This window comes from Burkholderia sp. 9779_493 (assembly GCF_015712215.1).
In the GTDB taxonomy this organism is placed as follows: domain Bacteria; phylum Pseudomonadota; class Gammaproteobacteria; order Burkholderiales; family Burkholderiaceae; genus Burkholderia; species Burkholderia cenocepacia.
On sequence record NZ_JACCQA010000002.1, the window covers coordinates 201906 to 219553 of the forward strand.

Sequence of the window (17648 nt, forward strand, 5' to 3'; positions counted from 1 at the left end):
CGGGCGCACACCAGGGCTGCTTCGCTACGGAAACAGCCCCCAGGCTGGTCACCGATTCGCATCCTCAGGGAGAACAAGACGATGGGTAAGCCGTTGCTGGGCCAGATGATGGATGTGCCGTTGCTCGTGTCGTCGCTGATTTCGCATGCCGCGCGGCACGCCGGCGACACGGAGATCGTGTCGAAGCGCGTGGAAGGCGACCTGCATCGCTACACGTACCGCGATTGCGAACGCCGCGCGAAGCAGCTGGCGCAGGCGCTGGCGCGGCTCGGCGTCGAAACCGGCGACCGCGTCGGCACGCTGGCGTGGAACGGCTACCGGCATCTGGAAGCGTATTACGGGATCGGCGGGATGGGCGCCGTGTGCCACACGATCAATCCGCGCCTGTTTCCCGAACAGATCGCGTACATCGTCAATCACGCGGAAGACCGCTACGTGCTGTTCGACATCAATTTCGCGCCGCTGGTCGACGCGATCGCGCCGCAATGCCCGCACGTGAAGGGCTGGATCGCGATGACGGACGCCGCGCACCTGCCGTCCGCCGCCACGCCGCTGCTCTGCTACGAAACGCTCGTCGAAGCGGAAGACGGCGACTACGACTGGCCGCGCCTCGACGAGCAGCAGGCGTCGGGGCTCTGCTACACGTCCGGCACGACAGGCAACCCGAAGGGCGTGCTGTATTCGAATCGTTCGACCGTGCTGCATGCGTACGGCGCCGCGCTGCCCGACGCGATGAACCTGTCCGCGATGGACGCCGTGCTGCCCGTCGTGCCGATGTTCCACGTCAACGCATGGGGGCTGCCGTACGCGGTGCCGCTGACGGGCGGCAAGCTGGTGCTGCCGGGCAAGGATCTCGACGGGAAATCGCTGTACGAGCTGATGGAGGCCGAGCGCGTGACGTTTTCCGCGGGCGTGCCGACCGTGTGGCTCGGGCTGCTGAACTACATGCGCGAAGCCGGTGTCCGTTTCTCGACGCTGAACCGCACGGTGATCGGCGGCTCCGCGTGCCCGCCCGCGATGCTGCGCACGTTCGAGGACGAATACGGCGTGCGCGTGATCCATGCGTGGGGGATGACCGAACTGTCGCCGCTCGGCACGCTCGCGAAGCTCAACTGGGCGCAGTCGCAGCGGCCGCTCGACGCGCAGCGCCGGCTGCTCGAGAAGCAGGGGCGCGTGATCTGCGGCGTCGACATGCGCATCGTCGGCGACGATGGCCGCGAGCTGCCGTGGGACGGCGTCGCGTTCGGCGAACTGCAGGTGCGCGGGCCGTGGGTGATCGACCACTACTTTCGCGGCGACGCGTCGCCGCTCGCGGACGGCTGGTTCCCGACCGGTGACGTCGCGACGATCGACCCCGACGGCTTCTTGCAGATCACCGACCGCAGCAAGGACGTGATCAAGTCGGGCGGCGAGTGGATCAGCTCGATCGACATCGAGAACGTCGCGATCGCGCATCCGGGCGTGGCCGAAGCCGCCTGCATCGCCTGCGCGCATCCGAAATGGACCGAGCGGCCGCTGCTCGTCGTGGTGCCGCGCGAAGGCGCGAACCTGACCCGCGACACGCTGCTCGCGTTCTACGAGGGCAAGGTCGCGAAATGGTGGATTCCGGACGACGTCGTGTTCGTCGAATCGCTGCCGCACACCGCGACCGGCAAGCTGCAGAAGCTGAAGCTGCGCGAGACGTTCCGCGATTACGTGTTGCCCACGGCGGTGTGCGCGCCGTAAGGCCCAGGCCCGGGCCGCCGCCGCTTCAACCTCCGCATCGGTCGCCCGATCCGTCCCCGGATCGGGAACGAAATTCAAATTGAACGACCGTGCTTTTTCGTTGTATGCTGCCTCCGTTCATCCGGACATGCGGCTGTTCGACCGCGCACAATGAAGCGCAGCCAATCCGGCGCGCGATGCATGGAGGCAGGCAGATGGCAGTGGATTACTCGACTCGCGACGGCGTGGCCGTCATCACGCTCAACAATCCGCCCGTCAACGGGCTCGGCCTGTCGACCCGCCAGGGCGTCATGGACGCGCTCGATCGCGCCGCGCAGGACCCGTCGGTCACGGCCATCGTGCTGACCGGCGCGGGCCGCGCGTTCTCGGGCGGTGCCGACATCACCGAATTCAATACGCCGAAGGCGCTGCAGGAGCCGACGCTGCACACCGTGATCCGCGCGGTGGAGGCGAGCGCGAAGCCGGTCGTCGCGGCGCTGCACAGCGTCGTGATGGGCGGCGGCCTCGAGCTCGCGCTCGGCGCGCATTACCGCGTCGCGGCGCCGGGCGCGCAGGTCGCGCTGCCCGAGGTGAAGCTCGGGCTGCTGCCGGGCGCGGGCGGCACGCAACGCCTGCCGCGCGCGGTCGGGCTCGAAACCGCGCTGAACATGATCGTGTCGGGTGCGCCGGTGCCGTCGGAGCAGCTCGCGAAGAGCGGGCTGTTCGACGAAATGGCCGACGGCGACCTGCTCGACGCGGCCGTGGCGTTCGCCCGCAAGGTCGGCGCGCAGAAGGGGCCGCATCCGCGCGTGCGCGATCGCAAGATCGTCCACGACAACGCGGCCGGCTTCATCCAGTTCGCGCGCAATTCCGCGCGGGCCGCCGCGCCGAACTACCCCGCGCCGCACAAGTGCATCGACGCGATCGAGGCCGGCGTGCTGAACGGCTTCGACAAGGGCAGCGTCGCCGAGCGCGAGGGTTTCGTCGCGCTGATGATGACGCCGGAAAGCCGCGCGCTGCGCCACGCATTCTTCGGCGAGCGGGCGGCGAGCAAGATTCCCGACGTGCCGGCCGACACGCCGCTGCGCGAGATCCGCCGGGTCGGCGTGATCGGCGCGGGCACGATGGGCGGCGGGATCGCGATGAACTTCATCAACGCCGGGCTGCCCGTCACGCTGCTCGAGACGAAGCAGGACGCGCTGGAGCGCGGCCTCGCGACGATCCGCAAGAACTACGACGCACAGGTGAAGAAGGGCAAGCTCACGCAGGAGAAGCTCGATGCGCGCATGGCGCTGATCACGCCGACGCTGTCCTACGACGACCTGAAGGACGCCGACCTGATCGTCGAAGCCGTGTTCGAGGAACTCGGCGTGAAGGAGCAGGTGTTCAAGAAGCTCGACGAAGTCGCGAAGCCCGGCGCGATCCTCGCGTCGAACACGTCGACGCTCGACGTCGACAAGATCGCCGCGTTTACGAAGCGTCCGCAGGACGTCGTCGGCATGCACTTCTTCAGCCCGGCGAACGTGATGAAGCTGCTCGAGGTCGTGCGCGGCGCGCAAACCGCGAAGGACGTGCTCGCGACCGTGATGGCGGTGGCGAAGAAGATCCGCAAGACGGCGGTCGTGTCGGGCGTGTGCGACGGCTTCATCGGCAACCGGATGATCGAGCAGTACATCCGCCAGGCACTGTTCATGCTCGAGGAAGGCGCGCTGCCCGCGCAGGTCGATCGCGCGATCGAGAAATTCGGCTTCGCGATGGGGCCGTTCCGGATGAGCGACCTCGCCGGCAACGACATCGGCTGGGCGATCCGCAAGCGGCGCTACGTCGAGCAGCCCGGCCTGCAGTATTCGAAGATCGCCGACCGTCTGTGCGAACAGGGCCGTTTCGGTCAGAAGACGGGCGCCGGCTGGTACGACTACGTGCCGGGCGACCGCAAGGCGAAGCCGTCGTCGCTCGTCGACGAGATGGTCGTCGCGTACTCGAAGGAGCGCGGCGTCGAGCGGCGCAAGATCGGCGACGACGAGATCGTCGAGCGGCTCGTGTTCGCGCTCGTCAACGAAGGCGCGAAGATCCTCGAAGAGAAGATCGCGTCGAAGGCGTCCGACATCGACATGGTTTACCTGACCGGCTATGGCTTCCCGCTGTGGCGCGGCGGCCCGATGCTGTACGCGGATACGGTCGGTCTCTACAACGTCGAGCGCGCGATTCGCCGTTATGCGGCCGCGCCGAACGGCGACGCATGGCAACTCGCGCCGTCGATCGCGGAACTGGCAAAGGCCGGCCGCGGGTTCAACGGCTGACGCCGCCGTATCGCGGCGCGACCGATCCTGTCTGGAGACACGCAATGAAACGCACCGACGACGTCCTGCTCGTGATCGACGTGCAATACGACTTCATGCCGGGCGGCGCGCTCGCGGTGCCCGACGGCGATGCGGTCGTGCCGGTGATCAACGCACTGGCGCAACGCTTCGACCAGGTCGTGCTCACGCAGGACTGGCATCCGCGCGAACACGTGTCGTTCGCGGCGAACCATCCGGGCCGCGAGCCGTTCTCGACGCTCGCGCTGCCGTACGGCGAGCAGGTGCTGTGGCCCGTGCACTGCGTGCAGGACACCGACGGCGCGGCGCTGCATCGCGACCTCGACATTCCGCACGCGCGGCTCGTGATCCGCAAGGGCGGCGACGCGCAGGTCGACAGCTATTCCGCGTTCGTCGAAGCCGACCGCACGACGCGTACCGGGCTCGCGGGCTATCTGCGCGAACTCGGCGCGAAGCGCGTGTGGTGCTGCGGGCTCGCGACCGACTATTGCGTCGCGTGGTCGGCGCTCGATGCGCGCGCGGCAGGCTTCGAAGCCGCGGTGATCAACGATGCATGCCGTGCGATCGACCTGAACGGGTCGCTCGCGCACGCATGGCAGCAGATGCAGGCAGCGGGTGTCGCGCATGCGACGTCCGCGGGCGCGCGCCCGGCGGCGTAGCGCATTTCCCATCCGATTCAGGACATGAAGCAGGACCGAAGGAGACTCGCATGACCGAAGCCGTAATCGTATCGACCGCACGCACGCCGCTGGCGAAATCCTGGCGCGGTGCATTCAACATGACGCACGGCGCGACGCTCGGCGGCCACGTGGTCGCGGCCGCGCTCGAGCGCGCGAAGCTCGACCCCGCCCGCGTCGAGGACGTGATCATGGGCTGCGCGAACCCCGAAGGCGCGACGGGCGCGAACATCGCGCGGCAGATCGCGTTGCGCGCCGGCTTGCCGGTGAGCGTGCCGGGGATGACGGTGAACCGCTTCTGTTCGTCAGGGCTGCAGACCATCGCGCTGGCCGCGCAGCGGATCATCGCGGGCGAAGGCGAGATCTATGTGGCCGGTGGCGTCGAGTCGATCTCGTGCGTGCAGAACGAGATGAACCGGCACATGATCCAGGAAGGCTGGCTCGTCCAGCACAAGCCCGAGATCTACTGGAACATGCTGCAGACCGCCGAGAACGTCGCGAAGCGCTACGGCATCTCGAAGGAGCGGCAGGACGCGTACGGCGTGCAGTCGCAACTGCGCGCGGCGGCCGCGCAGGAAGCCGGGCTGTTCCTCGACGAGATCGTACCGATCACCGTGCTCGCGGGCATCGCCGACAAGGCGACGGGCCGCCTGTTTACGCAGGAAGTGACGGTGTCGGCCGACGAAGGCATCCGGCCCGACACGACGCTCGAAGGCGTGTCGAAGATCCGTTCGGCGGTGCCGGGCGGCGTGATCACCGCGGGCAACGCGAGCCAGTTCTCGGACGGCGCGTCGGCGTGCGTCGTGATGAGCGCCGAGGCCGCGCAGCGCGAAGGGCTGCAGCCGCTGGGTGCGTTCCGCGGCTTCGCGGTGGCCGGCTGCGAACCGGACGAAATGGGCATCGGCCCGGTGTTCGCGGTGCCCAAGCTCCTGAAGCAGGCGGGGCTGAAGGTCGACGACATCGGCCTGTGGGAGCTGAACGAGGCGTTCGCGGTGCAGGTGCTGTATTGCCGCGACACGCTCGGGATCCCTGAGGATCGCCTGAACGTGAACGGCGGCGCGATCGCGGTCGGCCACCCGTACGGCGTGTCGGGCGCACGCCTGACGGGCCATGCGCTGATCGAAGGCAAGCGGCGCGGCGTCAAGTACGTGGTCGTCACGATGTGCATCGGCGGCGGGCAGGGCGCGGCCGGCCTGTTCGAAATCCTCTGATCTTTGACCGGCGGCGGCCGTGGTTGCGCTTTCGCGTCACCGCCCGCCGCCGTGGTGAATAGGCGCGGCGCACGCGCCATTCGCAACGATCGGGAAGTAAAAGGCATGCACCCGGCAATGCCGTTTCCCCTGACTTGTCAAACGAATTGCCCCACCTATACTTGCTCTGACATTTGCCTTTCGGCACGATGGGCCAGATCGTGCGTCGTGCGATCCGTGCCGCGAAGAATCGAACCAACGCAGCAGACCGACCGGGGACCGAATGAGTACGACCTATGCAGCCGGGGAACCGCCGCGCGTCGTCAGCGCGGCCGCGAGGCTCTACGCGAAATGCCTGCTGGTCGGATTCGCGTTGCTGCCCGCCTATCTGATTGCCTATCTGTGGTTCTTCAGCGACCCGGGCGTCGTGTTCGAGAGCCACGCTTTCCATGAAATCGCGATCGCGGCGGCGACGGTCGAAGGCGCGTTCGTCACCTACGTGACGTGGGTGTGCTACCGGTCGTCCGGCGAGCCGCTGTTGCGCTGGCTCACGCTCGGCTTCCTCGGCTTCGCGATGATCTATGCGCTGCACGGGGCGTTCACCGGGATGGCGCACCACAATATCTGGCTGTTCCTGCTGTACGGGCCCGCGTCGCGGTTCGTGATGTCGGCGCTGCTGCTCACGGGCCTGCTGTCGTATTCGCGGCCGCCCGACCGGCTCGACAAGCGCACGAGCGTGCGCACCTGGCTGCCGTGGATCGTGTTCTTCCTGATCGTCAACGTGGCGGTCGCGTACATCGCCTATTCGCCGGTCGCCGGCGCGCCGGGCACGCGGCTGTCGATGGAAGGCGGCGCGCTGGTGTTTTCGCTGCTGAACGTGTGCCTGCTGCTCGCGCGGCGGATCCGCTCGCCGCTGATGGTGATCTACGGCGTGTCGATCATGGCGTTCGCGCTGTCGTCGCTCGCGTTCATCCTCGGCAAGCCGTGGAATCACATGTGGTGGCTCGCGCATGCGATCTTCGCGGGCGGATTCTTCCTGCTCAGTTACGGCGTCGTGCAGGCGCTGCAGACGACGCGCTCGTTCTCGGCGATCTACAGCCAGGAAGACCTGATGAGCCGGCTGTCGGAATCGATGGCGCGCACCGAAAGCGCGCTGCAGGAGCTGCGGCGCACGAACCAGAAGCTCGAATACATGGCCGCGACCGATCCGATGACGGGCGCGTCGAACCGCCGGCAGTTCATCGCGCAAGTCGAGCGCGAGATCGTGCGGGCCGAGCGCGACGGCACGCCGTTCTGCCTGCTCGCGCTCGATCTCGACAATTTCAAGAACATCAACGATGCGTACGGGCACCAGATCGGCGACGAGGTGCTGCGCGGCGTCGTGCGCCAGTGCCTCGAGGCGATTCGTCCGGCGGGCGCGCTCGCGCGGGTCGGCGGCGAGGAATTCATGGCGCTGTTGCCCGAGATGCCGCTCGAAGGTGCGCGGATGACGGCCGAGCGCGTGCGTTCGTCGATCTCGAGTTCGCCGTTCGGGCTCGACTTCAAGCGCGTGCAGGTGACGGTCAGCGTCGGCGTCGCGCAGTACGGGGTCGACGGCAGCACGGTCGATACGCTGCTGCGGGTGGTCGACGAGCGGCTGTACCAGGCGAAGCGGGAAGGGCGGAATCGCGTGGTGTCGCGGTGATCCGGATTCCTTCGACGTCCCGGCGGCGGGCGTGCCGCCGGGTTTTTTGCATGCCGATGCCGTTGCCCCTCGGTATGCGTGCGGCGACGCGCTAGCGCGCCGCCACCGCCGTCGCCTGTTTCGGCTGTGCGTCCTGCGTCGGCTGCGACGCCTGCCACCAGTACTTGCCCGCGCGCTGCTGCGGATCGCGGATCGCGAGATACGTCGTACTCCAGAGCTGCGCCGCGTTGGCTTCGGTCGCATCGGCGCTGCGCGTGCCGAATGCGTCGGTCTGGTACTTGCCGTTCACGTACGACCACGTCCACATTTCCGACGTGCGCATGTCGCGCCCGTTCGAGATCACCTGCCAGATCGTCTGCCGCGCTTGCGTGAGCAGCGTGCGGGTCGTGGCCGACAGGTCCTGACGCGCGAGCTGGCGATCGAGCCCGGCCACCCACATCGCCTGCTGCCACGACCAGATCACCGTGCCGTGATACGCGGAGCTCGTGAACTTCGGCCACAGCGTCTGGCTTGCATACGCGGGGTTCGCGATCAGCATCCCGGCATCGGTCACGAGCCCGGTCGGGAACGGCCGCGTGACGTCGCTGACGATCCGCTGGAGCTGATCGTCCGGCGGCGTGCCGAACAGCAGCGCGAAGCCGCCGTCCGAATTCATCACCGGAATCGGGTTGCCCTGCTGATCGAGCGACAGCGCGTAGAAGGCCAGCGGGGCGTTGGGCGCGGCGCCGGCCGGCACGCCGGCAGACGGTGCATAGGCCGACACGTCGGTGGCCGCCTGTGCGGCCGGCACACTGACCTGGAACAGCGGCGGCGCCTGCGTTTCCCAGGTGGCCGCCTGATTCGCCGTGTTGGCGAGCGTCGCACGCTGCCCGGCATCGAGGTACGGATCGAGCAGGCCGCGGGCGAGGAACGCGTTCGCCGCGCGCAGCGCGGCCGGCACGAGCACCGCGTTCACGTCGTACGGGTAGACGCCGCCGCCGAGGCCATCGGTGCTGTCGCGCCAGTTGCCGACGATTTCGCCGGGCCGCAGGTGGATCAGGTTCGCGACCGACGGCTGCTGCGCGAACGGCTGCGCGGTCGTCGCGACGTGCAGCAGATTGACGACGAGGCGGCTGCCGTTGGTCTGCCCATCGCTGCCGCGCTGCGCCAGATACGCGGCAGCGCGGGCCTGGCCGCGCGTATCGTCGATCAGCCACGCGGCCGCGATCGGCGCGAGCAGGTAGTCGCTGTCGATCATCTTGTAGTCGTAGGTCGGCGTCGCATCGTTAGGCCGCCCGTTCTTCTGGTTGTCGATCAGCGCGAATTCGCCGATGCCTTCCTCGTGCGCGACCTTGCCGTCCGCCGACAGGCGGCTGAGCACCGACGACAGGCCGGCCTCGATCGCCGCGGGTTCGAGCACGGGCATCAGCATGCGGACCGAAATCAGCGTGTCGCGGCCGAAGTATGTGTCGTATTGCCACGAACCGGCCAGCAGCTTGTCGTTGAAGCTCAGGAATTCGAGCACGTTCTGGCTGACCGGGTCGGGATTCACGGACGGCGCGAACAGGTCGGCGTGCGTGATCGGCGACAGCGGCGTCTCGCCCGACAGCGCATCGATGTGCAGCTTCAGCGTGCGTGCGCCCGCCGGCGCGTTCAGCACCAGCTTGCCACCCGCAGCCGGCGCGATGCTGCCGCCGTCGCGCAGCGTGATGCGCAGCGCATAGCCCGGTGCGCCGTCGATGCGGTCGCGTTGCCATTGCGCGGTGCTGCCCTGGACCGTCGGCGCGGTGAGGATCTGCGGCGGAATCGTGGCGCCGCCGTTGAAGTCGCGCAGGAAGCGCACGTTGCTGAGCACGCCCTGGCGGATCGTCAGCGACGTGGTGTCGACCGACACGTCGGCGCCGATGCCGTACAGCGGGCGGCCATGCGTGTCCGGGGCCGACAGCGCGGACGGCGGCGTGTCGAGGCTCCAGTTTACCGGCTGCGCGGTGTCGTCGAACCATAGTCCGGTGCCGCTGTTGCCGGCGGGGAAGACCACCAGCAGGCGCGGCTTCGTCGACGAGCGCACCAGCAGGTGCGCGGCGACCTTGTCCTGCCGGTAGAACGCGTTGATCTGGCCGCCGGTATCCATGCGGAACGACAACGCGGCGGTGTTCGATGGCGGGGTGTTCGACTGGACGTCGTCGTCGTTGCAGGCCGACAGCAGGCCGGCACAGACGAGCCCGAGACACAGCGACTTCGCAAGGCGATGCATGTTGATGTCCCTCCTGATGACTGGCGATTTTTTATCCGGATGTTCTAATCGGCGGATCTTGGGTCCGTTTGATCCCGTCTTGTATTCATTCTGGCGAATGGCGGGAATTAATCGAGGCGTTGCGATTCGTCGAAAGGAAAATGGGTTGGCAAATAACCGAGTGGCCGATAATGCCGAAAGCTGAAAACCACAGGGGTGCGCGTCGATGTCCCGCGGGAAAGGCTATGCGACGGGCCTTCGCGCGGGCGGTGGCGAATCCGGGGCGGCGCAGAAAATGATGCGTAAGCCGTCGTAGGCGATTCTAAATTTGCGGGAAAGCCGAAGTCAATAATGTTTTGGTTTTTGAATATTGAATTGAAAAGTGGTCGCAATTATTACCCGCCGCCCCGGTAAAATGTGCGATTTAATGGATGCCGATTAATGTGCTGCAGCTATTCGAGGGCGAAACAATCGGCAATGGCGTGCCACGCCGGCGATTGTTGCCGGACAGCGAACGAATCGCCGCGTGGTGTCGGTCAATGCCGTGACATGCCGACATGCTGAAACGGCGCGCACGAAGCCGAGCAAGCCGCGTTCCTGCGCATGCTTTCCACGACGACGGATCGCTGACGAAAGCGGAAAGAACTGCGACGTCTGCTAGCATCGGATGGTTCCGACAACCCTGTCGGGATGCTGGCATGTGATCATCGCAGGAGACTCGTCAATGACGCTCGAATGCATCAATCCCAAGGATCTGCCCACACCGCAAACGTACACGCAGGTCGTCGTTGCGACGGGAAGCAAGATGGTATTCATCTCGGGCCAGGAGCCCGAGGACATCGACGGCAAGCTGGTGGGCCACGGTGATCTCGCGGCCCAGGCGCGTCAGGTATTCGGCAATCTCGGTCGCGCCCTTGCCGCTGCCGGTGCGCGGCCCGAGCAGGTCGCGAGGATCACCATCTACGTCGTGAACTACGAGCGCGATGCATGCTTGCCGATCATCGAAAGCGCCCGGGTGGCGCTGTTCGGCGATCACAAGCCCGCGGACGTGGTGCTCGGCGTGGCCGCGCTGTCGCCCGGTTATCTGATCGAAGTGGATGCGATCGCGGTCGTCGATTGATCGTTCGGCAGTCGCAGCCATTGCATCGCCGGCACGCTCGCTACGTGCCTTTTTCTTTATCGGCCACCAGTTGCGTTGTGAAACCAGGTTGCATCAGTCCGGTCTCGAGCGAGACACCTGCGGTTGTTGCCCATGATCCGCCTTTGGCGCCCCAGGCTCCTGTTTCAGGGTTCACGAGCGTCGCGTTTCAACGTTCTTGATAGTCATCCGGCAATTATCGATCGCTTTTTTCACTCGTTGGTGGAGCCCGTGATGCCTACAAACAATCTCAAAGTTCGTCCTTTGGTCGGCGGGATCAAAATTGTGACCCGCAGCAAGATTGGCACTTTAGGTTTGGTCGTGAAATACAACGGCAACATGTGCTTTGTGACGGCGGGCCATGTGTTCGGAAAGGGAGATGCGAGGGTGGGGCAGCCCGATGACGCAAACCCGGTGGGTGACCTGCTTGAAAACTTCCTGGAGGACAACCAGGATATCGCCATCGTGAAGGTATCGTCGGGAGTCGACGCAACGCCCAACGAGATATGGACGGACAGCGGTATAAAACAGGTGGCGTTCGGTTCAGACGTGCGTCCCACGAAGGACCAGCGTTTGTGGTTGCAGGGTGCGTTCTCTGGTCTCGTGAATTGCTCGGTTGCCGGGACAGATGTCGATATCACGGTGCCGGACACCAACGATCAAGTCAAGAATGTCGTCCTGCTCAACCTGGACGGAGAGGCTCGGACCCAACCAGGTGACAGTGGCGCGCCCGTGGTGGGGAAAGTGGATGGCAAGGACGTCTGCTACGGTGTGTACGGCGGGAAAGTCGTGGTCGGCGCAGATACGTACGGGTGGTTTACGCCATTCGAGAACCTGTTTTGGGACTAGTCCGGCGTGATCGGATGTGACGCTGTCAAAGCCCTGGGTGCGAGAGCGCTCGGGGCTTTTGCATTGGGGCGCCGAAACGTGAACCGGGTCGACCAGCGCGGGAGCGTACTCGGGGTCGGCGGGGCACGGTCCAGACTCTCCCCGTCGTTGTACCAAGGACGCCGGTTTCAGGGGCAAATCTCCATCCGCCGCTTGGCGCTCGAGCAGGCAATCGAAACCCGTTTTGAACTGCGAGACGATTTCTGTCGAGATGTGTTTCGGAAAAGAAACGTGACGGCGGATCCGGGCGGTCGAGTCCTGACGAGACCGCGACCGACTTCCCGGACGGCGCATTCGAGCAGTACAACCATGCGAGCCATGAATACGTGCTGCCGGTGCCGGCCGGTGGTCGAATCGTGTTCCGCATCGGTGGCACGGAGTTCGAGCTGAAGGCGGACGGCGCAACACTACGCAGCAGCGAAGCTGCTGGCGGATGTTCCTGACTCAACGTTCACAGGGAACACGACGACCGAACAACTGCTGACGTTCAACGGAGGCATGTAGGGCAAGCCGGGCGACGGTGACGGTGTCGCGATGAAGGTAGTGGGCGGTGCGGAATTCGCCGACGATGTTATTACGACCGGTAAATCAGCCAGCACCGTCATCGGGAGCAGGGTGATGGAGAGTTGGTAAGTAAGCCAATCTAGGATCAAGCTGACAGATTTGTCAGGTGCTCGCGTGCCGCGAAGTGATGTAGCTTTTCTTCGCAGCATTTTGCTGTGCTGGAAACAATATTCGCGAAACGGGGCGCTTGCATGAGCACGGTTGAGTCGGACCAAAAATCAGAGAAAACGGACGGGAAGCACTCCGTGGAACGACGCGAGAGTGATCTCGGAAAGCTGCCCGAGCCGAAGTCCATGCTCGATTGGCCGTGGCCGGTGATCGTATCGATAGTCGGTTTGGTGTCGCTAGGTGTGGCGTATTCCTTGGGCGATGCATATTACAACGCGTATCTAGCGAAATTTTCGATTGAGCCTACTGCGTTCCCAATCGATAAGGCGCGGCATCTTGTACTGTCGCTATACGGCGCTCTAAACACGGTCGCAAATGTACAGGCCTGGCTCACCGAGAATACGGTTCCAATCCTGAAATTCGTGGCAATGATTCTGTTCGGTGTTGCCGTTTGGGTCTTGATTGAAAAAGGATTGCTTTGGGCGGTCGAGCGCGCAAGTAGGCGGGCAGACGGAACGACAAGGTCTATAAAGCTCTGGCCGATCGTAGTTCGATTCTTCACTATCGTGTTTTGGATATGGACGACTGTCGGGATTGGCTCGATTCTCGGAATGTCCGTTCCTACAGTGATGGCAATTCCTTCCGTAATCGGCGAATCCGCGGGAAACGGCGTCGCCACGGATCAGATGCGAGATTTTGACCGTGGATGCTGGGTGTCTGAAGCGCGATGTCAGATAGTAATCAAAAGCGGAAAGGAAGTTGTGCGTGGTTACATCGTTGCACAGTCAGCGACACACGTTGCGCTCTACTACGAACGTAATACCGTACAAATGCCTCTTGATGGCGCAGAAATCAGGACAGTCGAGCGACCGAATTTCGATCAGGCTCTACCCCGTTGAGCCGGCCTGCTTGGTCAATAACTTTGCCCCGCCACGAGCGGGGCTTTTCATTTCTAGAGAGCGATATGGCGAAAGACGCACAGCAAGGCGGGGAATCGAATCGCAATCGCGGTTCGTCTGCTCTTGTAGGTAGGAAGCTGGCGAAAAAGCCTCTTCAGTTCTTCACGGCTCAACGCCCGAGCATTCTCCGTCGGAGGTTCAGGACCGAGCCACACAGCACCGATGCGGGATCTGTATCGGCTCGCAGCGTGATCACCGCATACTGGAACACGTTGGACACGTACTGGCGCAGTTTGATCGCTACGGAAGGGGAGCCGCGCTCTTCAACCCGCCGCATCAAAGCAAGCACGTCATGAGCGGTAACTGACCGCATGGGGCGGCTCCCGATGTACGGGTACGCATCGGCTTCGAGCATGCGCAGAATCTCGCCAAAGTGCCGCTCGGTCCAAGTCTTCCGCTTCTTCCCCAGCCACTCGTCGCTGACTGCGCGAAAAGTTGCTTTGCCTTCGTTGATACGCGCCGACAGCACTTCCTGCCGCGCATGTGACGGATGCCAGTCCCTTCTTGACGAGTTCACGGGCGTCGTCACGCGCTGCGTGCGTCTTGAAGGCTGATCGTCGGATATTCGCCGATCGCGAAGAGATTCTCCTTTCCGGCAATTCGGTACTTGTATCGCCAGAGTTTGGAGCCGGATGGTTTTACTAACAGATACAGTCCATTGCCATCGGTAAGTTTGGTAGGCTTGTCGCCTGCCTTCGCTTGTCGGATCTTGATGTCGGTAAGTGGCGCGGTGAAAAAGGGGGTATCGTCTCGGGACGGTCGAAATGGTACCCCCTTATACCCCCTTTTTTTGTCAGCTGGACACGATTTCCGGCGAACGTAAGCGAACAGTGGAAAGGCATAAAGCGGCCGACTGGCAAGGGTTTGCGGCAAATTTTCGAACGAGCACGAACAGGAGCAACCGAAGTGATCAGACATATCGTCATGTGGAAGTTGAAGGAATCGGCCGAAGGCGCGACGCGTGCGCAGAACGCGCTGAAGCTGAAGGAAAAGCTCGAAGGCTGCCGCGACCTCGTGCCGGGCACCCTGCAGATCGACGTCGGCGTGGCGACGCCCGGCCTCGATGCGACCGCCGACATCGTGCTCGTCTCCGATTTCGCCGACAAGGCCGCGCTCGACGCGTACCAGGTGCATCCGGTTCACCAGGAAGTGAAGAAATTCGTCGTCGCGGTGGCCGAATCGCGCGAATGTGTCGACTACATCGTCGACAACGCACGATGAGCGACGCGGCAACCCCGACGGAAGGCCCGTCGATCGAAAGCCCGTTCGTCGATCTGCTCGGCGTGCAACTGGTGTCCGCGAAGGATGGCGCGAGCGAGATCGTGCTGCCGCTCGAGGAGCGGCACATGAACACGTGGAGCATCGCGCACGGCGGCGTGACGATGACGCTCGCCGATATCGCGCTCGCGATGGCGGCGCGCAGCCTGACCGACGACGGCGTCGGCGTCGTCACGGTCGAGATGAAGGTGAATTTCATGCAGCCGGGGCGCGGCGAACTGCGCGCTTACGGGCGCGTGATGCACCGCTCGACGACGATGGCCTACTGCGAAGGCGAAGTGCGCGACAGCGACGGCAATTTCGTTGCGAAGGCGCTCGGCACGTTCAAGTACATGCGGCGGCTCGCGGTCGGCCGCGACATCAAGCGGCAACGTTCGCGCACCGCGCCGGACGCCCAGCCGGGCCCGAGCGACGCGTAAGCGCACCGGCCATGCACGGCCCTGTCTCTTCGATGAGGCAGGGCCGTTTTGTTTGGCAGCACGGGATGGCGGCACACGGCGCGGCGCGTACGCCGGTCCGGCCGCCGCGTGGCATCATGTCACGCTTGTCCGCTTTGTCCGTTCACGGCGCCACGCCGGCGCCGTCCATACCGATGCCGCTGAATCCGAAGATCGCCCAGGTGCTCGACATGATCGAGCGCGCGAAACGTCCGTCGTATCACCATCAGACGCCGCAGCAGGCGCGCGCCGCGTACGAGAAGAGCGCGCCGATCCTCGACGTCGCGCCGGCGCCGATGCATTCGGTGGAGGCGTGCGTCGTGCCGACGCGCGACGGCCGCACGATCGGTGCGCGGCTGTATTCACCGGTCGCGCCGAGCCTGGCGGAACCGCTGCCCGCGCTCGTGTACTACCACGGCGGCGGTTTCACGGTCGGCAGCGTCGACACGCACGATGCGCTGTGCCGGATGTTCGCGCACGATGCGCAATGCGCGGTGCTGTCGGTCGGTTACCGGCTCGCGCCCGAACACCAATTTCCGACCGCGGTGAACGATGCGGACGACGCGTTGCAATGGCTGCATCGCGAGGCCGCCGCATTCGGCATCGACGCCGCGCGGTTGGCGGTCGGCGGCGACAGTGCGGGCGGGACGCTCGCGACGGTCTGCGCGGTGCTCGCGCGCGACGCGGGCATTCGCCTTGCGCTGCAGATGCTGATCTATCCGGGCGTGACGGGCTACCAGGACACCGAATCGCACGCGCGGCTCGCCAACGGCTACCTGCTGACGCAGGACACGATCCAGTGGTTCTTCGCGCAATACGTGCGCGATCGGGCGGATCGCGACGACTGGCGGTTCGCGCCGCTCGACGGCACGCGCGATGCGCCGTCGTTCGCGGGTGTTGCGCCGGCGTGGATCGCGACGGCCGAATACGATCCGCTGAGCGACGAGGGCGCCGCGTACGCGGACAAGTTGCGCGCGGCCGGCAACGCGGTCACGCTGGTCCGCTATCCGGGGATGATCCACGAATTCTTCAAGATGGGCGGCTACGTGCCGGAGGTGCGGGCCGCGCATGCCGATGCGGTCGCGGCGCTGAAGGCTGCATTCGACGAGGTTTGACGGCGGGCGGCCGAAGGCCGCACGCCGTGGGAGGACTGCGATGACGAACGGCGTGGGCGGAGTGGAAACGGGCGACTGGACGGTACTGGGCGGCGACGCAGCCAGGATCCGCGACGCGGTATTCGTGCGCGAGCAGCAGATTCCGCCGGAATGGGCGCTCGACGACGACGATCCGCTGTCGCTGCATGCGGTCGCGTACCGGACCGACGCGGCGACCGGGTTGCGCCGCGCGGTCGCGACGGGGCGGTTGCTGCCGTCCGGCACGATCGGCCGCGTCGCGGTGCTGGCCGACATGCGCGGGCAGGGCGTCGGGTCGGCCGTGCTGAATGCGCTGCTGGATGCCGCGCGGCGCCGCGGCGAAGCCGTCGTGCGGCTGTACGCGCAGGATTCGGCGGTGTCGTTCTATCTGCGGCACGGCTTCGCGGCGGTCGGCGAACCGTTCGTCGAAGCCGGCGTGCCGCACGTCGAGATGGCGCGCGCGCCGTAGCGCGCAACGCGTGCGTTCAGCGCGGCCGCGTCGCGTCGATATCGAATGTGAACGCGCGCTCGAACGCGCCCGGCCGGACGGTGCGGTGCGAGCCGTCGTCGTCGCTGCGCTCCTTGACCTCCACCGTCAGCCGCACGCCTTCCTTCATCGTTACGCGCAGCGCGGTGGTGCCGCGTGTGCCGTATTCGGGCGTCTCGATGAAGGCGGCCGACAGCGCGCGCTCGCGCTCGATCGGAATGCCCGTGTGCGGCAGCGCGTCGTCGTCCGCGACGTGCGGGTCGCGCATCAGCGCGATCAGTTCGTCGAGCGACGGGGTCGGATTGTCGGTGAGCAGCGTGCCGAGCTCGGCGCGCTTGCGCACCACTTTGGGCCAGGGCGTGTCGAGCCGCGCATTCGACAGCGCATGCACGCCCGGCGCGATCGCGACGGGTGCGGCGACACGGCTTTCGCCCTCGGGCGCGCGGTTGCAGAACCACGCGAGTTCGCGCCGGCGCCAGTCGCCGACGAGCAGGTTGAAGCCGTTGTACACGGCTGCATGCTCGGCCAGCTGCGCGAGATAGTCGAGCGGTGCGACCGATGGTCCGCCGAGAAAGTCGGATACCAGCTTGCCGCGGGTCGGCGCGCCCGCGCGGATGTCGAACGGCGCGCGGTAGTTGGTCAGCGCGGCGAAGCGGCCGTCGCGCGATACGCCGAGCCACGTGCCGCCGGCTTCGAGATCGCGGCCGGCCAGTACGCCCGGCACGTCCTCCCACCACGAGAGCGGCGCGCTGGTCCGGCGGAAGAACTCGTCGCGATTGGCGGCGAGGGTAAAGACGGGACCGGCGGCGGCATCAGGCTGCCAGTCGAAGGCAATCAGACACATCGGGCGAATCTCTCGCAGGAAACATCG

Annotated in this window: 16 protein-coding genes and 1 pseudogene; 13 read left to right on the forward strand and 4 right to left on the reverse strand. The window is 65.5% G+C overall.

Going from position 1 to position 17648, the window contains the following annotated elements; genetic code table 11:
* The first annotated feature begins 81 nt into the window (after positions 1-81).
* The 5 genes from H0X95_RS02505 (at position 82) to H0X95_RS02525 (ending at position 7573) form a co-directional block, all read left to right on the forward strand.
* The gene (locus H0X95_RS02505) at positions 82-1725 is read left to right on the forward strand and encodes a 3-(methylthio)propionyl-CoA ligase (RefSeq protein ID WP_006496360.1); all 1644 of its coding nucleotides are present in this window, start codon (positions 82-84) and stop codon (positions 1723-1725) included.
* A gap of 194 nt (positions 1726-1919) precedes the next feature.
* Entirely contained in the window at positions 1920-4004 is a 2085-nt protein-coding gene (locus H0X95_RS02510) for a 3-hydroxyacyl-CoA dehydrogenase NAD-binding domain-containing protein (protein WP_006483901.1), read from the forward strand.
* Positions 4005-4048: 44 nt separating this feature from the next.
* Complete coding sequence (gene pncA, locus H0X95_RS02515; protein ID WP_006483895.1) at positions 4049-4681, forward strand: bifunctional nicotinamidase/pyrazinamidase; 633 nt, start codon at positions 4049-4051, stop codon at positions 4679-4681.
* Positions 4682-4731: 50 nt separating this feature from the next.
* Positions 4732-5910 carry an acetyl-CoA C-acyltransferase gene (locus H0X95_RS02520; RefSeq protein WP_006483911.1) on the forward strand — a complete coding sequence of 393 codons (1179 nt, stop codon included), beginning with the start codon at positions 4732-4734 and terminating at the stop codon, positions 5908-5910.
* Positions 5911-6172: 262 nt separating this feature from the next.
* Positions 6173-7573 (forward strand): sensor domain-containing diguanylate cyclase, encoded by a 1401-nt coding sequence (locus tag H0X95_RS02525; RefSeq protein ID WP_006483889.1) that lies wholly within the window; start codon positions 6173-6175, stop codon positions 7571-7573.
* Positions 7574-7664: 91 nt separating this feature from the next.
* Here the strand turns inward: H0X95_RS02525 and H0X95_RS02530 are convergent, their stop codons facing one another.
* Positions 7665-9806: a hypothetical protein gene (locus tag H0X95_RS02530; protein WP_048985870.1), complete on the reverse strand. Its 2142-nt coding sequence runs from the start codon at positions 9804-9806 to the stop codon at positions 7665-7667.
* A 703-nt stretch (positions 9807-10509) separates the two neighbouring features.
* On the opposite strand from H0X95_RS02530, the gene H0X95_RS02535 reads away from it, so the two are divergent.
* The 4 genes and pseudogenes from H0X95_RS02535 (at position 10510) to H0X95_RS02545 (ending at position 13382) form a co-directional block, all read left to right on the forward strand.
* Positions 10510-10905 carry a RidA family protein gene (locus H0X95_RS02535; RefSeq protein WP_058901539.1) on the forward strand — a complete coding sequence of 132 codons (396 nt, stop codon included), beginning with the start codon at positions 10510-10512 and terminating at the stop codon, positions 10903-10905.
* A gap of 132 nt (positions 10906-11037) precedes the next feature.
* Entirely contained in the window at positions 11038-11772 is a 735-nt protein-coding gene (locus tag H0X95_RS02540; RefSeq protein ID WP_154641140.1) for a hypothetical protein, read from the forward strand.
* Between the two features lie 266 nt (positions 11773-12038).
* Positions 12039-12458: pseudogene (locus H0X95_RS35865) on the forward strand (phage baseplate assembly protein V); the annotation flags it as partial.
* 108 nt (positions 12459-12566) lie between these two features.
* On the forward strand, positions 12567-13382 hold the full coding sequence (locus tag H0X95_RS02545; protein WP_124674760.1) for a hypothetical protein: 816 nt from the start codon (positions 12567-12569) through the stop codon (positions 13380-13382).
* A 169-nt stretch (positions 13383-13551) separates the two neighbouring features.
* On the opposite strand, the gene H0X95_RS02550 is transcribed toward H0X95_RS02545, so the two are convergent.
* The gene (locus H0X95_RS02550; protein WP_006496364.1) at positions 13552-13971 is read right to left on the reverse strand and encodes a tyrosine-type recombinase/integrase; all 420 of its coding nucleotides are present in this window, start codon (positions 13969-13971) and stop codon (positions 13552-13554) included.
* Entirely contained in the window at positions 13968-14360 is a 393-nt protein-coding gene (locus H0X95_RS02555) for an Arm DNA-binding domain-containing protein (RefSeq protein WP_077190694.1), read from the reverse strand. Before H0X95_RS02555 ends, H0X95_RS02550 begins: the two co-directional genes overlap by 4 nt.
* Here H0X95_RS02555 and H0X95_RS02560 point away from each other — a divergent pair.
* The 4 genes from H0X95_RS02560 to H0X95_RS02575 all read left to right on the forward strand — a co-directional run bounded on the left by H0X95_RS02560 (position 14349) and on the right by H0X95_RS02575 (position 16759).
* Positions 14349-14663, forward strand: coding sequence for a Dabb family protein (locus tag H0X95_RS02560; protein WP_006483902.1), 315 nt, complete (start codon positions 14349-14351; stop codon positions 14661-14663). The two genes, H0X95_RS02555 and H0X95_RS02560, sit on opposite strands and share 12 nt — an antisense overlap.
* Positions 14660-15139 carry a PaaI family thioesterase gene (locus tag H0X95_RS02565; protein WP_006483907.1) on the forward strand — a complete coding sequence of 160 codons (480 nt, stop codon included), beginning with the start codon at positions 14660-14662 and terminating at the stop codon, positions 15137-15139. Before H0X95_RS02560 ends, H0X95_RS02565 begins: the two co-directional genes overlap by 4 nt.
* A 173-nt stretch (positions 15140-15312) precedes the next feature.
* Positions 15313-16272, forward strand: coding sequence for an alpha/beta hydrolase (locus H0X95_RS02570; protein ID WP_059720654.1), 960 nt, complete (start codon positions 15313-15315; stop codon positions 16270-16272).
* 40 nt (positions 16273-16312) lie between these two features.
* Entirely contained in the window at positions 16313-16759 is a 447-nt protein-coding gene (locus H0X95_RS02575) for a GNAT family N-acetyltransferase (RefSeq protein WP_059720653.1), read from the forward strand.
* A 16-nt stretch (positions 16760-16775) separates the two neighbouring features.
* Here the strand turns inward: H0X95_RS02575 and H0X95_RS02580 are convergent, their stop codons facing one another.
* A complete protein-coding gene (locus H0X95_RS02580; RefSeq protein ID WP_034201626.1) occupies positions 16776-17621 on the reverse strand; it encodes an NRDE family protein in 846 nt (281 codons plus the stop codon).
* Positions 17622-17648 lie beyond the last annotated feature (27 nt).

What these genes read in the sequence shown, in the direction of transcription:
- H0X95_RS02570 (WP_059720654.1), top strand. Translation starts at nt 15,313, where the DNA reads ATGCCGCTGAATCCGAAGATCGCCCAGGTGCTCGACATGATCGAGCGC.
- H0X95_RS02530 (WP_048985870.1), bottom strand. Translation starts at nt 9,806, where the DNA reads ATGCATCGCCTTGCGAAGTCGCTGTGTCTCGGGCTCGTCTGTGCCGGC.
- H0X95_RS02525 (WP_006483889.1), top strand. Translation starts at nt 6,173, where the DNA reads ATGAGTACGACCTATGCAGCCGGGGAACCGCCGCGCGTCGTCAGCGCG.
- H0X95_RS02545 (WP_124674760.1), top strand. Translation starts at nt 12,567, where the DNA reads ATGAGCACGGTTGAGTCGGACCAAAAATCAGAGAAAACGGACGGGAAG.
- H0X95_RS02540 (WP_154641140.1), top strand. Translation starts at nt 11,038, where the DNA reads ATGATCCGCCTTTGGCGCCCCAGGCTCCTGTTTCAGGGTTCACGAGCG.
- H0X95_RS02580 (WP_034201626.1), bottom strand. Translation starts at nt 17,621, where the DNA reads ATGTGTCTGATTGCCTTCGACTGGCAGCCTGATGCCGCCGCCGGTCCC.
- H0X95_RS02505 (WP_006496360.1), top strand. Translation starts at nt 82, where the DNA reads ATGGGTAAGCCGTTGCTGGGCCAGATGATGGATGTGCCGTTGCTCGTG.
- H0X95_RS02555 (WP_077190694.1), bottom strand. Translation starts at nt 14,360, where the DNA reads ATGTCTGATCACTTCGGTTGCTCCTGTTCGTGCTCGTTCGAAAATTTG.
- pncA (WP_006483895.1), top strand. Translation starts at nt 4,049, where the DNA reads ATGAAACGCACCGACGACGTCCTGCTCGTGATCGACGTGCAATACGAC.
- H0X95_RS02535 (WP_058901539.1), top strand. Translation starts at nt 10,510, where the DNA reads ATGACGCTCGAATGCATCAATCCCAAGGATCTGCCCACACCGCAAACG.
- H0X95_RS02575 (WP_059720653.1), top strand. Translation starts at nt 16,313, where the DNA reads ATGACGAACGGCGTGGGCGGAGTGGAAACGGGCGACTGGACGGTACTG.
- H0X95_RS02510 (WP_006483901.1), top strand. Translation starts at nt 1,920, where the DNA reads ATGGCAGTGGATTACTCGACTCGCGACGGCGTGGCCGTCATCACGCTC.
- H0X95_RS02520 (WP_006483911.1), top strand. Translation starts at nt 4,732, where the DNA reads ATGACCGAAGCCGTAATCGTATCGACCGCACGCACGCCGCTGGCGAAA.
- H0X95_RS02565 (WP_006483907.1), top strand. Translation starts at nt 14,660, where the DNA reads ATGAGCGACGCGGCAACCCCGACGGAAGGCCCGTCGATCGAAAGCCCG.